Source organism: Pseudomonas sp. NPDC087612 (assembly GCF_044743505.1).
Lineage (GTDB): Bacteria > Pseudomonadota > Gammaproteobacteria > Pseudomonadales > Pseudomonadaceae > Aquipseudomonas.
Map to the genome: position 1 here is coordinate 262,208 of NZ_JBIUWO010000010.1, position 18,137 is coordinate 280,344.

An 18,137-nucleotide genomic window follows, 5' to 3' on the forward strand; every position below is an offset into this window, starting at 1 on the left:
CCAGGGTGGCCGTGCCACTGCTGCCCTAGGGGTTGGGGTCGAAGTCGACCACGCGTTTGTCCAGGCTGTTGAAGCGCGGTTCGACCAGGTCCTCGTAAACCGCCTGGCTGCGCGATAACTGCACCCCGCGCGACTGGTCGATGGCAACCGCCGACAGCGACAGGCCGGCGACGTTGGACGCCTGGTTGAGCACCCGTACGTTGAACTCCAGCGACACCAGCTCTTTGTCCAGGTCATTGTCGTGGTTGACCACATCACCCAGGTGAAAGGTGATGACCGTGTTGCCGTTGGCATCGGTGCTGACGCTGATTTGTGCGCCATTGAGAATGCCGCCGGGTGCGGCGCCGAGCAGGTTGGCGCTGATCGGCTGCGCTTCCTGGGCATTCTGTGCGCCATTGATGTTCAGTTGCCCGCCGTTGATCAACGAGGCGATGCTGCTGCTGATGCCCTGGTCGGAAATGAACGCAATGCGGGTGTTGCCGTCGTTGAGAAACCCCAGGCCGTTTTGCAGGGTGACCTGCAGGCTGTAGTCGCTGGTGCTGCCCTGGGCCAGTACCGCCACCACCCGGTAACGAATGATTTCGCCGATGGCGACCTGTTCGCGCTCGCTGTTGGTCGGGTTCGGCGCGGCGCTATCGCTCAAGCCGCCGACCCGGGATATCTCCACGCCCTGGTTGACCGGCACACGAACACTGAACGCGGTCTGGTAGTCGTTGAGCACGCCGCTGTTGAGCATGCCATCGGCCCCGGTGCGCTCGCCGGCCGGGTCGAAACCGATGTTGCCGGTGCCATTGAGGCTGCTCCATTGCACGCTGGCGAGGTTGTCGAAGCTGGCCACGCTGGCGGCGCTGGCGTTCACGTCGCCGACCACGGTAATGAAGATTCGCCCGCCCTTGGCGATGTCGATGTTGGCACCGTTTACGCTGCGCAACTGGTTGCCGACCAGTTCGAAATCGCCGCCGCCGTTGTTGCTGGCGCCGCTGTAGGTCACCGACAACAGTTGCAGGTTGCTCAGTTGCGTGGGCAGGTTGTCGAGAAAGCGAATGTCGAAGGCATCGAAGTCGCTGGCACTGCTACCGTTGCTGATGACGATCAAGTAGCGCACCCGCTGGCCTTCATCGACGCCCAGGCCCGGGCCGAAGTCGGCCGCGATGTCCACCACCAGGGTCGGCTCGCGCACGGTGACGGTCGGCCGTCCGCCGCTGAGGGCGACGGTACGGTCAAGGGCGTTGCTGCCGTTGGCGGTATCGCCATCGGGGTCGCTGAAGTGGATTTGCGCACTGTTTTGCAGGGAACGGTTGCTCTGGTTGCCGTCGACGTTGCTGACCGTCAGGCGCACGCGAATGACAAAGCTGTTGTTGTCGCCGCGGTTGTCGGCGGTTGCGCCGGCATTGCTGAAGGCCAGGCGCAAGCTGACGCCGTCGCCGCCAAGGCTGCCGCCGATGGCTGAGATAGCCTGGCTGCCGAGGCTGCCATTGAAGTCGGCGGTCAGCGCCGCGCTGCCGGCCACTGTGGTGATCAACTGGTAGCCCTGGCCGCCATTGAAGCTGGTGTCCAGGCGCAGGCCCGGCGGGATCAGGTCGTCGATGCGCAGGTTGCGGGTGTCGCCTTCGGGCAGGGTGACCTTGATGTCGTAGAGCATGCTTTCGCCGACCACCAGGTCGCTGCCGCTGGTATGGCTGGCGCTGGAGTCGCCGTTGTCGAGGCTGCCGCCGGCGAAGGTCTTGCGTACCTCGGGGGTGGCCACTTGCTGGTTGGCCAGGTCTTGCAGGTCGGTGGGGGTGAAGTCGCTGCCGCCGTTGACGCTGGCATAGTTGCTCAGGGTCGCGGTGCTCTGCAGGGTACGCCCGGCCTCGATGCTGGCGACGACCTGGACGTCGTAGGTGATGACCACGATGTTGGCGCCAGTGGTGTCGGCGGCGGTCCCGCTGCGCCCGGGCAACAGGCTGGCCACGGCGCCGGCGTCGAGGAAGCTGATCTGATTGCCGTTGACCTCGTAGTCAACGCCACGCACCAGCAGGCTGCCATCGCCGCGATAGATCTGCAGGTTGGCGGCGCCCAGGCTGCCGCCGACAAAGCCCAGGCCATTGGGCAGGCTGATGCCGGTGACCACGTCGAAGGCGCCGCCGCCGCCGGTGTTCTCGATGGCGGTGGCCAGGCGCAGGGTGTCGCCGCCATCGATGCCGCTGACGTTGCCGTCGATCTGGCTCAGGCTGGTGATCTGGCCGCTGAACGGCACGCCGCTGGTGCCCGGTGCTTTCCAGCTGCCGCTGGTGCCGGTGACGCTGCCCTGGCTGCTGGACACCACGCCGTGGGTGATGGCCAGCACTGGCTCGGCGATCGAGGCAATCAGCGCGACATCGGAAGAAATCAGCGGCCGGTTGTCGATCGTGGTGAGCTGGCTGGATTGCGCCAGGACGTCGAGCGAACGTTGGTCGGCGAAGGGTTGGTCGCCGACCCGCAGGGTGAACTGCACCTCGATCCGGCTGCCATTGGTCAACGCCGTGGTGTAGTCGCCAAAGTCGAAGATTACCGCGTTGCCGGGGCCGCTGGTGACGCTGTCGACGCCGTCCGGGTTGCTGTTGCCAGCACCGAACGACCACTGGCCGACACCGTTGCCCTGGCTCCAGTTGATGGCGCCCAGGTCGAACAGTGGCAAGGGCAGGTAGGCGGTGAGCTTGAACTGCTCGTAGTCGCCGGTCACCAGGTCGTAACTCAGGCGGAACGTCACCAGGTCGCCGGGACGCAGCTCGCCGTTGGCCGGCGGCACGCCGTTGTTGACCGTCACCAGTTCGATATCCACGGTGCGCGTGGGGATGGTACTGGTGGTAGTGGAGCGGTCGCTCTGGTCGTAGCCGGTCAGGTTGAGGGCATCCTGGATCAGGGTTGCACTGACCTGGGCATTGTTGCCCAGGCTGTCGCCTTCGTTGATCTCGCTGTGCGGCGGGTAGGGCGTGGTGTAGCTCTGGGCAACCACGGCGTTGTAGCCGATTACCGCCGTGGTGGCGCCGCGGATCAGGTCCTGGAACGCCAGGTCGCCCAGCAGGGCGCCGAGGCTGCCGTTGGCATTGCGCAGCGACTGGGCAATGTCGAAGGTCAAGGTGGTGCTGCCATCGACATTGAGCGTGGTGCCGGTCACCAGCGCCACGGTCTGGGTACGACCGGCCGAGGTGATGGTCAGGGTGGCCGGGCCGGAGACGCTCAGGCCATCGCCGACCTGGTCGACGACCACGAAGCGGCCTTGCTGGAACAGGGTCTGGCCGAAGGCAAAATAGTCGGAAATCGCCAGGTTGAGACTGTAGTGCAGGGTGTCGCCGGGGGTGATGCCGGCCTGGCCGAGGTCGGTGATCAGGCTGACCTGCTTGAGCAGGGTGATCGACTTGGCAACAAAGTTGGTGTCCTGGCCGGTGGCGGTAAAGTCGATGTCGTTACCCGGGGTCGAGACGTCACGCGGGTCGAGCGGCACCCAGTTGCCACTGACGGTGGCGCCGGCAACGGTGATGGTGCGCTCGTCGCCGGTCAGGGGGTCGATGACCTGCTGGCCGTTGGCATCGACATCCGGTACATAGAAATCCACCACGGTGCTGGTAGCGGCGCTGAGGGTGGCATAAGTGACGGTGTAGGCGTCGATGAACACGTCCCTGGCGGCGATCAGGGTGGCGATCTGCGCGGGGTCGGTAATCACCCGGCCATCGTGCAGGGTGATCGAGGTCAGGCTGCCGCCGGGGCCGGGGGTGATGGCGTTGACCTGGACATTGGGCGGCAACGGCTGGGTCACCACGACATTGCTCAGGGTCTGGCCCGGCGCCGGGGTGACGGTGCTGGTCAGGGTGCGTTCGTAGTTGGGGCCGGTCGCGGTTTCGCCTTCCGGGGTGGTGACGGTCTGGGTCTGGGTCAGCACCGTGGGGTGGACCACGAAGCTTTGCAGGCTGGCCTCCACCAGGCTGGGGTTACTGGCCGGGTTGTCCAGGGCATCGTTGCCGAACTGGAAGCCGCTGCGCGCGCGAATGGTCAGGTCTGGCGAGCCGTTGGAGAAGTCGGTATCGGCCAGTTCGCTCAAGCGTGCGTTGATCTGCACGCTGATGCCCGGTTGCCCCTGGGAGACACTGGCGTACGGCAGTTGCAGCACCACCAGCTGGTCGCCGGCGCGCAATCCGAGGCTGGCGGCATCGAGAATCAGTGCGTTGCCGCTGCTGTCCTTGGCCAGCGGGTGGCTGGCCTTGCCATTGGCGTCGAAGGTAAGCACATACGATTGCACGTTCTGGCCAAGATAACTGGCCGAGACAAAGCTGACGCCGTCGTCGCCATCCTTGCCGGTGGCCGGCATGAACAGGTCGATATAGGGCGCGAAGCCGACCTGGCTTGAGGGGTTGCTGAAGGTCAGGTCAAAGCTGAATGCGCCGCCGAGCAGCACGTCCGAGCCGCCAGACGAAATGCCCAGGGTCGGGCTGGCATTGGCCAGCAGGCTGTCGAAGCTGCTCAGGGCTGTCGCAGACAGGGCGATGGCCTGGTCGATGTTGCCGTTGCGCACCTCCAGGTTCCAGTCGCCGCCCAGCCGCGCGCTGCCGCTGTCGTTGCTCGAGGCACCGACGTCGGCACCAGTCCAGCGTGCCAGTTCATCGACCAGGGTACGCCCGGCACTGCCTTCGCCCACCTTGCAGCCGTACAGCTGGATATCGGCACCCTCGCTGAGCGCCTGGCGCCACTGGCCCAGCGGCGTGGCGAACTGCTCGATATTGTCGGCGCTGAGGGTGCTGCTGCCGAGGGTGAACTGGCCGGCGGCGCCGTGGGAGAGGATCTGGATCGAATCGACCTGGCCCAGTTGCGCCAGGCTTGCGCAAATCGCCGCCAGGCCATCTTGCTGACTGTCGACCACCAGTACCTGGACATCGGCCGGCAGCTGGGCGAGCAGTTGTTCGCGGCCTTCAATGCGGCTGTCGAGCACCAGCAGGTGGCGCGCGGCCGAGGGTTGGGCCGGGGCATCGCTGCGAGCTTCGGTGTGAGTGGCGGGGGTGGCCAGGGCGCTGTCCTTGTTCCCCGCGCTGTTGTCGTCGCCAGCGTGCTGCTGGTCGGCCGCTGCGGCAGCGGCGCCGTCGAACAGGATCCGCTGCTCCAGCGCCATGGCCCGGCGCTGTGGTTTGAAAAAAGGCGGTTGTACGCCAGGTCCGGTCATCCTGTCCATTTCATCACCTCAGGCCTGCTTCGCTTGGGCAGGCCAACGCAGAACAAACACCTTCAGTGACCTGCCCGGCAGACACTGAAAAGGTCCCTATGTTTGCAACGACGGTTCTACTGTGTGCCGACCTGTATCAGGCTTGGCAGAACCCTGGCACTTCACATTCCTTGTGATTTTTTGCTGTAGGTGATTTCTATTTATATCGCCAGATGTTTCAACGCGCTAGTGGCAGTGGCGTGCTTCACGTCAAGTTTTCGCTATTTACACCGTCTGGCTGGCGCAGTTCACCTGCTCTGAGGCACAGTTGCAGCCTGAGCACATGCCGGCTGCTGGCTGGCGGTCACCGAGCGAGAACACTGTTGAGCACGAAGATCATCACACGTGGCGGCTACGACGCCTTGAAGCAGGAGCTGGATCAGTTGTGGCGGGTCACCCGCCCCGATGTCACCCAGAAAGTCACCTGGGCAGCGTCGCTGGGCGATCGCAGCGAGAACGCCGATTACCAGTACAACAAGAAGCTCTTGCGCGAGATCGACCGCCGCGTGCGCTACCTGCGCAAACGCCTGGAAGACATGCGCGTGGTCGACTATTCGCCAGAGCAGGAAGGCCGGGTGTTTTTCGGCGCCTGGGTCGAAATTGAGAACGAGGAGGGCGAGAGCAAGCGCTTTCGCATCGTTGGCTACGACGAGATCTACGGGCGCATGGACTACATCTCGATCGACTCGCCCATGGCCCGCGCCTTGCTGAAAAAAGAGGTCGGCGATGAAGTCATCGTCCAGACCCCTTCCGGCGAGATGTGCTGGTGGGTCAACGCCATCGGCTACGTCAAACCCTGATCAGCCCTCGCGCAGTACCGCCAGCGGGCTGGCATTGAGCGCCCGGCGCGTGCCGTAGACCCCGGCGCCGCCGACCAGCAGGGCGCCGAGGACCGGCAGCAACAGCAGCCATGGGTGCGGGCTCCAGTGCAGGTCGAAGGCGTAGCGGTACAGCACCAGGGTGATCAGCTCGCAGCCAATCGCCGCCAGCAGGCCGCTGGCCGCCCCGAGCAAGCCAAACTCGATGCGTCGGGCCTTGACCAGCAAACCGCGCCCGGCGCCCAGGGCGCGCAGCAGGGCGCCCTGGCGAATACGCTCGTCGAGGGTCGCCTGCAGACCGGCGAACAGCACCGCCAGGCCCGCCGCCAGCACGAACAACAGCACGTACTCCACCGCCAGGGTGACCTGGGCGAGGATGCTGCGCAGTTGTTCCAGCAACGCATCGACCTGAAGGATGGTCACCGCCGGGAACGCCCGCGACAGCGCCACCACCTGCTGGTCATGCCCGGGGGCCAGGTAGAAGCTGGTCAGGTAGGTGGTCGGCAGGTCCTGCAGGGTCTGAGGCTGGAAGATCATGTAGAAGTTGGGCTGGAAGCTGTCCCAGTTGACCGTGCGCAGGCTGCTCACCTGCACCTGACGTTGCAGGCCGCCGATGCTGAAGGTCAGCTGGTCACCGAGTTTGAGCTTGAGGCTCAGGGCCAGTTCGGCTTCCACCGAGACGCCGGGCAGGGCGTCGGCCGGCGGTTGGGCCTGCCACCACTGGCCTTCGCTCAGGGTGTTGCCCTGAGGCAGGTCGGCAGCCCAGGTCAGGCTCAGGTCGCGCTGTACCGCGCGGTCGCCGGTGGATTCCTTGCTGACGATCTGTTGCACCGGCTCGCCGTTGATTGCGGTCAGGCGTCCGGGGATGACCGGGTACAGCGGCGCGGCTTCGGCGGAAAATTCGCTCAGGCGCTGGGCGAAGCTGTTCTTGTCGTCGGGCAGGATGTTCAGGGCGAAGTAGTTGGGGGCGTCCTTGGGCAGCTGGTTCTGCCAGGTGTCGAGCAGCTCGGCGCGCAGCAGGGCAATCAGCGCCATGGCCAGCAGGATCAGGCCGAAGGCCAGCGATTGCCCGGCTGCCGCCAGCGGATGGCGCAGCAACTGGCCAAGGCCCAGGCGCCAGGCCAGCGGGCTGCCGGCGAGCAGGCGGCGCAGGCTGCGCAGGCCGAGCAACAGCAGGCCGCCCAGCAGCAAGGCGGCCACCAGGCCACCGCCGAGCAGGGCGAAGGTCAGCAGCAGGTCGAGGCTCAGCCGCCACATGATCAGCCCAAGGGCGAACAGTGCGGCGCCATACACCAGCCAGCTGCTGGCCGGTACCGGCAGCAGGTCGCGGCGCAATACCCGCAGCGGCGGCACCCGGCCCAGGGCGGCCAGCGGCGGCAGGGCGAAACCGGCCAGGGCCACCAGGCCGGTGGCAATCCCGGCCAGGGCCGGGCCGATGCCGCCAGGTGGGATCTGCGCCGGCATCAACCCCTGCAGCAACTGGAACAGGCCCAGTTGGGCCAGCCAGCCGAGCGCCGCGCCACACAGCGCAGCGATGCTGCCAAGAATCGCCAGTTGCAGGCAGAACAGGCTCAGCGCCTGGCGCCGCGACAGGCCCAGGCAGCGCAGCAGGGCGCTGGCATCGAAACGGCGGGTAGCGAAGCGGCTGGCCGACAGGGCCACGGCGACACCCGCGAGCAGCACTGCCACCAGGCTGGCCATGTTCAGGTAGCGTTCGGCCTTGCCCAGGGCGCCGCCGATTTGCTGGTTGCCATCGCGCGAATCCTGCAGGCGCTGGTTGGCGGCAAGGTTTTTACTCACCGCGTCACGGTAGCTGGCCAGGGCTTCGGGCTCGCCGCGCCAGAGTTCGCGATAGCTGACCCGGCTACCCGGTTGCACCACCCCGGTGGCCTCAAGGTCGGCAAGGTTGATCAGTACCCGTGGGGTCAGGCTATAGAAGTTGCCGGCGCGGTCGGGCTCGTAGGTCAGTACCCGGCTCATGCGCAGGGTTTTCATGCCGACATCGATGCTGTCGCCGATCTTCAGCTCCAGCGCTGCCAGCAGCCGTGGCTCGACCCAGGCCTCGCCCGGTGCCGGGCCGCCACCGGCGGTTTCGCTGGCATAGGGCTCGGCGGCGCTGCGCAGCTCACCGCGCAGCGGATAACGGTCGTTGGCCGCCTTGATGCTCGACAGCTGGATGCCGTTGTCGGTGGCGATCACGCTGGAGAACTCGACCACCTGGGCATGCTGCAGGCCCAGGGCGGTGCCGCGGCTGATCTGCTCGGAGGCGGCCGGCGAGCTGCCCTGCAGCACCAGGTCGGCGCCGAGGAATTCGGTGGCGCGCAGCAGCATGGCGCCATTGAGGCGGGCGCCGAAGTAGCCGATCGCGGTACTGGCCGCCACCGCCACCAGCAGGGCGAAGAACAGCACGCGCAACTCGCCGGCGCGGGCGTCGCGCAGCAACTGGCGCAGGGCCAGGGGGAACAACGGCAGGCGTTTCATCAGGGCTCCAGCGGCGCGACCAGGTGGCCGGCGTCCAGGCGGATCAGGCGACGGCAGCGCTGGGCCAGGCGTTCGTCATGGGTGACCAGTACCAGGGTGGTGCCGCGTTCCTTGTTCAGTTCGAACAACAGGTCGCTGATGCGCTCGCCGGTGTGGCTGTCGAGGTTGCCGGTCGGCTCGTCGGCAAACAGCACCGCAGGCTCGGCGGCAAAGGCGCGGGCGATGGCCACCCGTTGTTGCTCGCCACCGGACAACTGGCGCGGCGAGTGGCTCAGGCGCTGGCCCAGGCCCACCCGTTCGAGCAGGCTGCGGGCGTGCTCGCGGGCATCGCGGCGACCGTCCAGCTCCAGCGGCAGCATGACGTTTTCCAGGGCGTTGAGGCTGTCGAGCAACTGGAACGACTGGAACACGAAGCCGACATGCTCGGCCCGCACCCGTGCGCGCTGGTCTTCATCCAGCGGGCCGAGGTCGTGGCCGGCCAGGGTCACGGAGCCTGCGCTAGGCAGGTCGAGACCGGCCAGCAGGCCGAGCAGGGTCGATTTGCCCGAGCCCGAGGCGCCGACGATGGCCAGGCTGTCGCCTTGTTTCAATTCCAGCGAGAGTTCGTGCAGGATGGTCAGGTCGCCTTCCGCGCTGGGGACCACTTTGCTAAGGTTGCGCGCACTGAGAATGCTGGGGCCCATGGAGAATCCGATGCGAGTGTGGTTATTGAGTGCTGGCCTGGCCTTGATGTGCCTGGCCCAGGGCGCAGCCGCGGGGACCGTGCTGATTGTCGGCGATAGTATCAGTGCCGCTTTCGGCCTGGATACCCGCGAGGGGTGGGTTGCCTTGCTGGAAAAACGCCTGAAGAGCGAGGGTTTCGACGCCAAAGTGATCAATGCCTCGATCAGCGGCGACACCAGTGCCGGCGGCCAGGCGCGGCTGCCGGCGCTGCTTGCAGCGCACAAGCCAAAGTTGGTGGTGCTCGAATTGGGCGGCAACGATGGCTTGCGCGGGCAGCAACCAAAGCAATTGCAACAAAATCTTGCTTCGATGATCGACCGCTCGCGCAAAGCCGGCGCCAAGGTACTGTTGCTGGGCATGCGCCTGCCGCCCAACTATGGCAAGCGTTACAACGAGGCTTTTGCCCAGGTGTATGAAAACCTGGCGACGGAAAAACAGGTGCCGCTGGTGCCGTTTTTCCTCGAAGGGGTGGGCGGTGTACCCGAGCTGATGCAGGGCGATGGCATCCATCCGGCGCAGGGCGCCCAGGCCAGGTTGCTGGAAAATGCCTGGCCGCAACTAAAACCGCTGCTTTGACGCTTTTATAGTGACCGGCTTTCGGCTAATGTTGCGCCCCCGATTTGGAGCCCCCGATGCCGCGTCCCGCCTGGTCCCTGTATGCCTATCAATTGATCGAGCCTGACGAACAGCTTGACCTGTTCGCCTGCCAGGAGATCCGCGTCCACCTGGTAGCCCGCCAGCTCGAGCTCGGTGGCTCGGCCGACCGCACCCTCTGCGGCACCCTGTTGCCGGCGCAACCGCGCTGGTCGCAGGCCGAGCGCAGCATCTACCGTGACCGCCGCCTGTGCTCGCTGTGCCGGGCAATCCTCGATGCCCAGCGCCGTGGCACGCGGCCAGTGTGGCCCGAGCTGTAACGCGCTGATATAACCTTTCATCCCCTGCACCGCCAACTGCGCCCGGGACATCTCCCTGTTCCGCGGGGGGCGGTGTACAATCGATTGCTTGACTCAATTGAATTAGCGAAGGATTTCCCGGATGTTGCCGCGCTTTCCCGCCGTCACCCGTTGCCTGTCCCTGGCCGCCCTGCTGGCGGCAGGTCCCGCTGCTGCGCTGGAGTTCCCCCTGCCGCCTCCCGGTGAAGACGTCATCGGCCAGGTCCAAGTGATCAAGGCCAAGTACGAAGACACCTTTGCCGACATCGGCACCGCCAACGACCTTGGCTACCTGGAAATGATCGCCGCCAACCCCGGCGTCGACCCATGGCTGCCGGGCGCCGGCACCGAGATCATCCTGCCGACCCGCTTCATCCTGCCGCCGGGCCCGCGCGAAGGCATCGTCATCAACCTTGCCGAGTACCGCATGTACTACTACCCGAAAGGGCAGAACGTGGTGCATACCTACCCGCTGGGCATCGGCCGTGAAGGCTGGGGTTCGCCGATCGCCAACACCAGGGTCACCGCCAAGACCCCGAACCCGACCTGGACGCCGCCAGCCTCGATCCGCAAGGAGCACGCCGAAGACGGCGACATTCTGCCAACCGTGGTGCCGGCAGGTCCGGACAACCCGCTGGGGCCGTTCAAGTTCACCCTCGGCGTGCCGGGCTATCTGATCCACGGTTCGAACAAGAAATTCGGCATCGGCATGCGCACCAGCCACGGCTGCTTCCGCATGTTCAACAACAACGTGCTGGAACTGGCCAAGATGGCCCCGGTCGGTGTGCCGGTTCGCATCATCAACGAGCCGTACAAGTTCGGTATCAGTGCCGGCAAGGTCTATCTCGAGGCGCACACGCCGCTGGACGACAAGGGCGATCCGTCGGTGGTCGACAAGCACACCGCGGTCATCAACGCCCTGCTCAAGCGCGAAGACCTGGCCAACAACCTGCGCATGAACTGGGACATGGTTCGTGATGTGGTCGCCGCCGAAGACGGCATGCCGGTGGAGATCGCCGTGCCCAATGGCGCTGGCAACCCGGCGCCGATGGTGTCCAGCGTGCCTTACGACATGCAGTAAGCCATTCCTGCTGTACCTGAGGCCTGCCATCGTGCAGGCCTCGTCGTTTCTGCTGTTGCACTTTCACGGCGGCAATAAAAAAGCCGACCCACAAGTGGGTCGGCTTCCAATAACAATCCCGAAGGACTATTACTTGCGGCTGGCTTTGTCCAGCATACGCAGAGCGCGCTCGTTAGCTTCGTCAGCGGTCTGTTGTGCTTTTTGAGCAGCAGCCAGAGCGTCGTCAGCTTTGCGATAGGCTTCATCGGCACGAGCTTGTGCACGAGCAGCTGCGTCTTCGGTAGCGGTCAGACGAGCTTCGGTTTCTTTGGATACGCTGCTGCAACCGGTAGCCAGGACTGCGGCCAGAGCCAGAGCAGAAAATTTCAGAACGTTGTTCATCGTGTTCCCCTTCAAGGACTTTCTATTAAATAGCCATCTCTCAAGAAAGAGAAACTGGCCGGCGTACATAGTACCCATTACTTGTAGTAAGTAAACTGACAGAGCGCAAGAACTGCAAAAAAATGCGCCTGTCCCGGGTCCGCCACAGCCTTATGTAGAAAAACTGTGAAGGCGCCGCATGCGCGGGTGCTAACAAGTGTAGCAAGTGTGTAATTTGTTGAACTAAAAGTGACTTAAAGTGTCATCCTTCGTCATAGCACTACAACATCCGGCAACTGTTCAGGCCGATGCTCGCCGCCGTGTCCGCTTGCCACAAGTGGGTGAAATTTGCGACCAGCCACCTTGAGCATCCGGGCATCGGGCGCCTACTATTTGTACGTGCTCATTTGCCAGAGAACAGCCATGCTCTTCTCGTTGTCCAATGGGGCACGGGGTGGCGTAGAGGTTCCTTCGCCGGACAAACATCGGTAAGGTAGGGTCAAAGCACAAGACCCGCGAGGAGTAGTGATGAGCGAGGCGTTGTCCATCCACCATGACCAGGCTGGTCATCAGTTCGAGACCAATGTGGACGGTCATCGTGCTTACCTGACCTACATGGACCTGGGTAAGCAGACCCTGGATATCTACCGCACGTTCGTGCCCAACGCGTTGCGTGGCCGGGGTATTGCTGCGGCGCTCACCGAGCAGGCGCTCAAGTACGCCGAAGACATGGGCTATACCGTGATTCCGTCGTGCTCCTATGTTGAGCGCTACATGGAACGTCAGCAAAAGCACGCCACCAACAAGGCCTGAAGATCACGAAGGGCAGCCCTTTGCGCTGCTGTTCAACGCACCAACAAAAACGCCGGGCAATTGCCCGGCGTTTTTGTATCTGCCTGTCAGCCGCGCTGGCGTTTGGGCAACACGTCCTTGAGCTTGGCGTGCATGCTGCGCAGGGTTTTCTCGGTGGACGCCCAGTCGATACAGGCGTCGGTGATCGAGACACCGTACTGCAGGTCGTTGAGGTCTTTCGGGATTGCCTGGCAGCCCCAGTTCAGGTGGCTCTCGACCATCAGGCCGATGATTGACTGGTTGCCTTCGAGGATCTGGTTGGCGACGTTCTCCATCACCAGCGGCTGCAGGGCCGGGTCCTTGTTGGAGTTGGCGTGGCTGCAGTCGACCATGATGTTCGGCTTGATCCTGGCCTTGGCCAGGGCCTGTTCGCACAGGGCGACGCTGACCGAGTCATAGTTGGGCTTGCCGTTGCCGCCACGCAGCACCACGTGGCCGTAGGCGTTGCCCTTGGTGGTGACGATGGACACGCCGCCTTCCTGGTTGATACCAAGGAAGCGGTGCGGGCTCGACACCGACTGCAGGGCGTTGATGGCAACGGTCAGGCCGCCGTCGGTGCCGTTCTTGAAGCCGACCGCGGAGGACAGGCCCGAGGCCATTTCGCGGTGGGTCTGGGATTCGGTGGTGCGCGCGCCGATGGCCGACCAGCTGATCAGGTCCTGCAGGTACTGCGGCGAGATCGGGTCGAGGGCTTCGGTGGCGGTCGGCAGGCCCATTTCCGCCAGGTCCAGCAGCAGCTGGCGGCCAATGTGCAGGCCGTCCTGGATCTTGAACGAGTCGTCCAGGTACGGGTCGTTGATCAGGCCCTTCCAGCCGACGGTGGTACGCGGCTTTTCGAAATACACGCGCATGACCAGGTACAGGGTGTCGGACACCTCTGCCGCCAGCACCTTGAGGCGCTCGGCATACTCGTGGGCAGCCTTGATGTCGTGGATCGAGCAGGGGCCGATCACCACGAACAGGCGGTGGTCCTTGCCGTCGAGGATATTGCGCACCACTTCGCGGCCGGCAGTCACGGTCTGCAGGGCGGTAGCGCTGAGGGGGATTTCCTTCTTGAGCTGATCGGGGGTGATCAAGGTCTCGTTGGAGGCAACGTTTAGGTCATCGATCGGTAAATCAGCCATCGTGTTACTCGTCAGGTCACGGGTGCCGGCCGCCAGCGATCCCCGTGCGGCGGAGCAGCGAAAATTGTACGCAGCGGGGAGCCGAACCTTAGCGCGTTACACCGTGGCTCGACAATGGGCAAGGGCGGCTTTCCTGCAAGGAAAAGCCCACAGCCACGGGGTTTTTACCCCGGAAGGAGGATTTCCCGGGTATGGCTTGCCTCAAGGCTGGCCTCGGAGAACTCGCCGGCGTGCAGGCTGACCCACTGCTGGGCGAGGGCTTCGACATCGGTATCGGGGTTGGCGGCGTGTTCCCGGGCCTGACAGAAGTGCTGGATCTGGCACACCTGTTCGCCCATGCGTGCGCCAAACAGCGCCTGTTCGTCGATAAAGGCAATACCCACCCGGTAGCCATCCTGGTGCTTCTGGCACCAGGCCACGTAACCTGGGTAGCGCGCCTCGGCGCCGAGGGAGGGGATGAGCATTTCCACCGCCATGCCGCGTCGGTAGGCCCGAGGGTGGTTGCAGGCGATTCCGCCCAGGCTGATAGTGTGCAGCCGTTGGCGGAACAGTTTGGGCGACTGACGCAGGGTCAGCTCCACCGGAACATCGTCCGGGTGCAGCAAGAAACCACGCATGCTCGACTCCGTGTCGATTTTTTGACCTTGTTCGCCTCAGTATAGTGAAGGTTCGTAAAACGTATGATTTGCGTGTAAAAAATGTGAACAGAAAATGAACGCTTGAGGAGAGCAGGATGAACACGAGCAGCCCGCGTATCGGCGTAATCGGCACCGGTGCCATTGGTGGCTTCTATGGCCTGATGCTGGCGCGTGCCGGGTTCGAGGTGCACTTTCTCTTGCGCAGCGAGTTCGACGCCGTTCAGCTCAACGGTTTGCGCCTCGACAGCGCCGTGCATGGCATCGTGCAGATGAAGGTTTCGGCCTACGCCGACGCCGCCGACATGCCGCCCTGCGACTGGCTGCTGGTGGGCGCCAAGACCACCAGCAACACTGAATTGGCGCCGTTGATTGGCAAAGCGGCGGCGCCGGATGCCAAGGTGGTGCTGCTGCAAAACGGCCTGGGCGTCGAAGAGCAGTTGCGGCCCTTGCTGCCGGCCAACCTGCACCTGCTTGGCGGCTTGTGCTTTATCTGCGTCAACCGCGAAGCGCCGGGGGTGATCCGCCACCAGTCGCTGGGCGCGGTGAACCTGGGCTACCACAGCGGCCCGGCGGCCGATGATGACAGCCGCCAGCAGATTGTCGAGGCCGGGGCGGCGCTGTTCCATGGCGCCGGCATCGATTCCCAGGCCATGAGCAACCTGGCCCAGGCGCGCTGGCAGAAGCTGGTGTGGAATGTGCCCTACAACGGGTTGTCTGTGCTGCTCAAGGCCAGTACCACGCCGCTGATGGCCGATGCCGACAGCCGCGCATTGATCCAGGCGCTGATGGCCGAAGTAGTGCAGGGTGCCCGTGCCTGTGGCCATGAACTGCCGCAAGGCTATGCCGAGCACCTGTTTGCGGTGACCGAGAAGATGCCCGACTACTGGCCGAGCATGTACCACGATTTCGCCCAGCAGCGGCCACTGGAACTGGCGGCGATCTACGCCGAGCCGTTGGCCCAGGCGCGGGCGGCGGGCTGTGAGTTGCCGAAGATGCAGGTGTTGTATCAGGCCTTGGCTTTTATTGACCGGCAAACAGCACCGCCCCTGCAGGAGCGGGCTTGACCCGCGATGAGGCCCGCTAGAACAGCGCAAAAGGAGCAGCATATGAGCAAGAACCTCGGTGACAAACTGGTCGTCGCCATCTCCTCCCGGGCGCTGTTCGACCTCAGCGAGAGCCATCGGCTGTACCTGGCCGAGGGCGTTGAGGCGTATCGCCAGTACCAGATCGAACATGAAGACGAAGTGCTTGAACCCGGTGACGCTTTCCCGCTGGTGCAAAAGCTTCTGGGCCTGAACGCCCATCTTGGCCAGGCGCGGGTCGAGGTGGTGCTGGTGTCGCGCAACAGCGCCGATACCGGCTTGCGGGTGTTCAATTCGATCGAGCATCACGGCCTGGGTATTTACCGCGCCGCCTTCGTCGGCGGTCGTAGTCCCTATCCGTATCTGGCGGCGTTTGGTTGTCACCTGTTCCTGTCCACCGATGCCGATGACGTACGCAGCGCCCTGGAGGCTGGCTTTGCCGCCGCCACTATTCTCTCCGGTGGCGCCCAGCGTGCGGCCAGTGACGAGCTGCGCATCGCTTTTGACGGCGACGCGGTGCTGTTCTCCGATGAGTCCGAGCGGGTCTACCAGCTCGGCGGCCTCGAAGCGTTTCAGGCCAGCGAGCGTCAATCGGCGCGTGAGCCGTTGCGTGGCGGGCCGTTCAAGCCGTTCCTGGCGGCGCTGAACCTTTTGCAAAAGGAGTTCCCGCAAGGCGCCTGCCCGATCCGCACGGCGCTGGTCACCGCCCGTTCGGCACCGGCCCATGAGCGGGTGATCCGCACCTTGCGCGAATGGGATATTCGCCTGGACGAATCGCTGTTTCTTGGCGGCCTGGACAAATCGGCGTTCCTCGAAGCCTTCGCCGCCGATGTGTTCTTCGACGATCAGGCCGGCCATTGCGAACGGGCCCGCAGCGTCGTCGCCACTGGCCATGTGCCCCATGGGATCAGCAACGAACCGACCCCGGGCTGACTGGCAAACCTCGGCGCCGGACGGCCCTGCGGCCGGTCTTGGCGCTGCTAAGCTGAAGCTTGCTCTGCCGTCGTGGCAGTCGAGGAGGTCGAATGATCCGTTCCATGCTGTATGCCACTGACCTCGGTGTGTACGCGCCTTTTGTCATGCAACACGCGCTGGCGCTGGCGCGGACCTTCAACGCAGAGCTCTACGTCATTCATGCAGTCGAGCCCATGGGCCAGTTCGCCGAGTCGCTGCTGCAAAGCTACCTGGACGAGCAGACCCTCGATGAACTGCACAGCGAAGGCGTCACCACGGTGATGGCCAACATCGAGCAGCGGGTCCTGGAAAACTTTCGTGACGAATTAGGCGAGGAGGCCGACCTGGCCCTGATCAAGGCCGTGCGCGTGCGCCAGGGCGACCCGGCGCAGGTGATTCTCGAGCAGGCCCAGCGCCTGAGTGTCGACTTGCTGATCTTCGGCAGCCACAGCCAGGGCGCCGGCGTTGACATTCCGATTGGCCGCACCGCCGTGCGCTTGCTGCAGCTGTCGCCGGTGCCGGTGTACATGGTGCCGCTCGCGCAACATCTCGGCCGTAGGAAGTCTTAACTGGGTGACGTAGGTAGGTTCCTTGAAGACTGCTAAAATAGTTCTAGATTTATTCTTCAAACCACTAATATAGTTATAAATCGTCGCTGCTGCCGGTGACGCCCAGCTGATTTGAGGGATACCTATGAAGCTTCAACAATTGCGCTACATCTGGGAAGTGGCGCACCACGACCTCAACGTCTCCGCGACAGCGCAGAGCCTGTACACCTCCCAGCCGGGCATCAGTAAGCAGATCCGCCTGCTCGAGGACGAGCTGGGCGTCGAGGTGTTCGCCCGCAGCGGCAAGCACCTGACCCGCGTGACCCCGGCCGGTGAGCGCATCATCACCACCGCCGGCGAGATCCTGCGCAAGGTCGAAAGCATCAAGCAGATCGCCCAGGAATTCTCCAACGAGAAGAAGGGCACCCTGTCGATCGCCACCACCCACACCCAGGCGCGTTATGCCCTGCCACCGGTGATCAGCAGCTTCATCAAGCAGTACCCGGAAGTGGCCCTGCACATGCACCAGGGCTCGCCGATGCAGATTGCCGAAATGGCCGCCGACGGCACCGTCGATTTCGCCATCGCCACTGAAGCTCTGGAACTGTTCGGCGACCTGGTGATGATGCCGTGCTATCGCTGGAATCGCTGCGTGGTGGTGCCTCAGGGCCACCCGCTGACCAAACTGCCAAAGCTCACCCTCGAAGCCCTGGCCGAATACCCGATCGTTACCTACGTGTTTGGTTTCACCGGCCGCTCCAAGCTCGACGAAGCCTTCAGCCACCGCGGCCTGACCCCGAAAGTGGTGTTCACCGCCGCCGACGCCGACGTGATCAAGACTTACGTGCGCCTGGGCCTGGGCGTCGGTATCGTCGCCAAGATGGCGGTCGACACCAAGCTCGACAATGACCTGGTGGTGCTCGATGCCAGCGAGCTGTTCGAGTCCAGCGTGACCAAGATCGGTTTCCGTCGTGGCACTTTCCTGCGCGGTTTCATGTGCGACTTCATCGAGAAGTTCGCCCCGCACCTGACCCGCGAAGTGATGGCCAAGGCGATCGCCTGCCACAACAAGCAGGAGCTTGAAGAGCTGTTTGAAGGCGTCGAGTTGCCAGTGCACTGATTTGCGTCTTCAGTAGCTGATGTGCAGAAAGCGCCCTTCAAGGGGCGCTTTTTTTTGGTTCTTCACGGAATCCCGGGTTGGGATGTTGAGGCTGCGAGTTTATCCATTCAGTGTGGTGCTGCTGCTGGCCCCTTCCGCCTTTACGGCGGCCTACTTTTCTCTTGGGAAGAAGTAGGCAAAACCGCTTGCTCCTGCATACGGCCCTACGCTGC

15 protein-coding genes are annotated in these 18,137 nt (G+C 64.0%); 9 read left to right on the forward strand and 6 right to left on the reverse strand.

Features of this window, described 5'->3' with window-relative positions; genetic code table 11:
- Nucleotides 1–25: 25 nt before the first annotated feature.
- A complete protein-coding gene (locus ACIOVF_RS21600) occupies nt 26–5,182 on the reverse strand; it encodes a DUF4347 domain-containing protein (protein WP_401292345.1) in 5,157 nt (1,718 codons plus the stop codon).
- A gap of 353 nt (nt 5,183–5,535) precedes the next feature.
- On the opposite strand from ACIOVF_RS21600, the gene greB reads away from it, so the two are divergent.
- The gene (gene greB, locus ACIOVF_RS21605; RefSeq protein WP_401292348.1) at nt 5,536–6,012 is read left to right on the forward strand and encodes a transcription elongation factor GreB; all 477 of its coding nucleotides are present in this window, start codon (nt 5,536–5,538) and stop codon (nt 6,010–6,012) included.
- Here greB and ACIOVF_RS21610 read toward each other — a convergent pair whose 3' ends face one another.
- Both ACIOVF_RS21610 and ACIOVF_RS21615 read right to left on the reverse strand, forming a co-directional pair.
- A complete protein-coding gene (locus ACIOVF_RS21610; RefSeq protein WP_401292350.1) occupies nt 6,013–8,511 on the reverse strand; it encodes an ABC transporter permease in 2,499 nt (832 codons plus the stop codon).
- On the reverse strand, nt 8,511–9,194 hold the full coding sequence (locus tag ACIOVF_RS21615; RefSeq protein WP_045194762.1) for an ABC transporter ATP-binding protein: 684 nt from the start codon (nt 9,192–9,194) through the stop codon (nt 8,511–8,513). The genes ACIOVF_RS21610 and ACIOVF_RS21615 overlap by 1 nt, the downstream gene beginning before the upstream one ends.
- Before the next feature lie 10 nt (nt 9,195–9,204).
- Here ACIOVF_RS21615 and ACIOVF_RS21620 point away from each other — a divergent pair, with 10 nt between their 5' ends.
- From ACIOVF_RS21620 to ACIOVF_RS21630, 3 genes are all read left to right on the forward strand, one after another.
- Entirely contained in the window at nt 9,205–9,810 is a 606-nt protein-coding gene (locus ACIOVF_RS21620; RefSeq protein WP_045194760.1) for an arylesterase, read from the forward strand.
- A 56-nt stretch (nt 9,811–9,866) separates the two neighbouring features.
- Nucleotides 9,867–10,148: a hypothetical protein gene (locus tag ACIOVF_RS21625; RefSeq protein ID WP_010222548.1), complete on the forward strand. Its 282-nt coding sequence runs from the start codon at nt 9,867–9,869 to the stop codon at nt 10,146–10,148.
- A 121-nt stretch (nt 10,149–10,269) separates the two neighbouring features.
- Complete coding sequence (locus tag ACIOVF_RS21630) at nt 10,270–11,247, forward strand: L,D-transpeptidase family protein (RefSeq protein WP_045194756.1); 978 nt, start codon at nt 10,270–10,272, stop codon at nt 11,245–11,247.
- Nucleotides 11,248–11,376: 129 nt separating this feature from the next.
- Here ACIOVF_RS21630 and oprI read toward each other — a convergent pair whose 3' ends face one another.
- Complete coding sequence (gene oprI, locus ACIOVF_RS21635) at nt 11,377–11,628, reverse strand: outer membrane lipoprotei OprI (protein WP_003259780.1); 252 nt, start codon at nt 11,626–11,628, stop codon at nt 11,377–11,379.
- Between the two features lie 507 nt (nt 11,629–12,135).
- Here oprI and ACIOVF_RS21640 point away from each other — a divergent pair.
- Nucleotides 12,136–12,420, forward strand: a complete 285-nt coding sequence (locus tag ACIOVF_RS21640) for a GNAT family N-acetyltransferase (protein ID WP_010222546.1) — start codon at nt 12,136–12,138, stop codon at nt 12,418–12,420.
- 86 nt (nt 12,421–12,506) lie between these two features.
- Here ACIOVF_RS21640 and ACIOVF_RS21645 read toward each other — a convergent pair whose 3' ends face one another.
- Complete coding sequence (locus tag ACIOVF_RS21645; protein WP_045194753.1) at nt 12,507–13,583, reverse strand: 3-deoxy-7-phosphoheptulonate synthase; 1,077 nt, start codon at nt 13,581–13,583, stop codon at nt 12,507–12,509.
- A 164-nt stretch (nt 13,584–13,747) separates the two neighbouring features.
- Complete coding sequence (locus tag ACIOVF_RS21650; RefSeq protein WP_045194748.1) at nt 13,748–14,200, reverse strand: PilZ domain-containing protein; 453 nt, start codon at nt 14,198–14,200, stop codon at nt 13,748–13,750.
- A 116-nt stretch (nt 14,201–14,316) separates the two neighbouring features.
- Between ACIOVF_RS21650 and ACIOVF_RS21655 the strand changes: the two genes are divergently transcribed.
- From ACIOVF_RS21655 to cysB, 4 genes are all read left to right on the forward strand, one after another.
- Nucleotides 14,317–15,285 carry a putative 2-dehydropantoate 2-reductase gene (locus ACIOVF_RS21655; protein ID WP_401292357.1) on the forward strand — a complete coding sequence of 323 codons (969 nt, stop codon included), beginning with the start codon at nt 14,317–14,319 and terminating at the stop codon, nt 15,283–15,285.
- A 42-nt stretch (nt 15,286–15,327) separates the two neighbouring features.
- The gene (locus ACIOVF_RS21660) at nt 15,328–16,236 is read left to right on the forward strand and encodes a 5'-nucleotidase (protein ID WP_401292360.1); all 909 of its coding nucleotides are present in this window, start codon (nt 15,328–15,330) and stop codon (nt 16,234–16,236) included.
- A 92-nt stretch (nt 16,237–16,328) separates the two neighbouring features.
- Nucleotides 16,329–16,826 (forward strand): universal stress protein, encoded by a 498-nt coding sequence (locus ACIOVF_RS21665; RefSeq protein WP_045194744.1) that lies wholly within the window; start codon nt 16,329–16,331, stop codon nt 16,824–16,826.
- 124 nt (nt 16,827–16,950) lie between these two features.
- A complete protein-coding gene (cysB, locus tag ACIOVF_RS21670) occupies nt 16,951–17,925 on the forward strand; it encodes an HTH-type transcriptional regulator CysB (protein ID WP_010222540.1) in 975 nt (324 codons plus the stop codon).
- Nucleotides 17,926–18,137 lie beyond the last annotated feature (212 nt).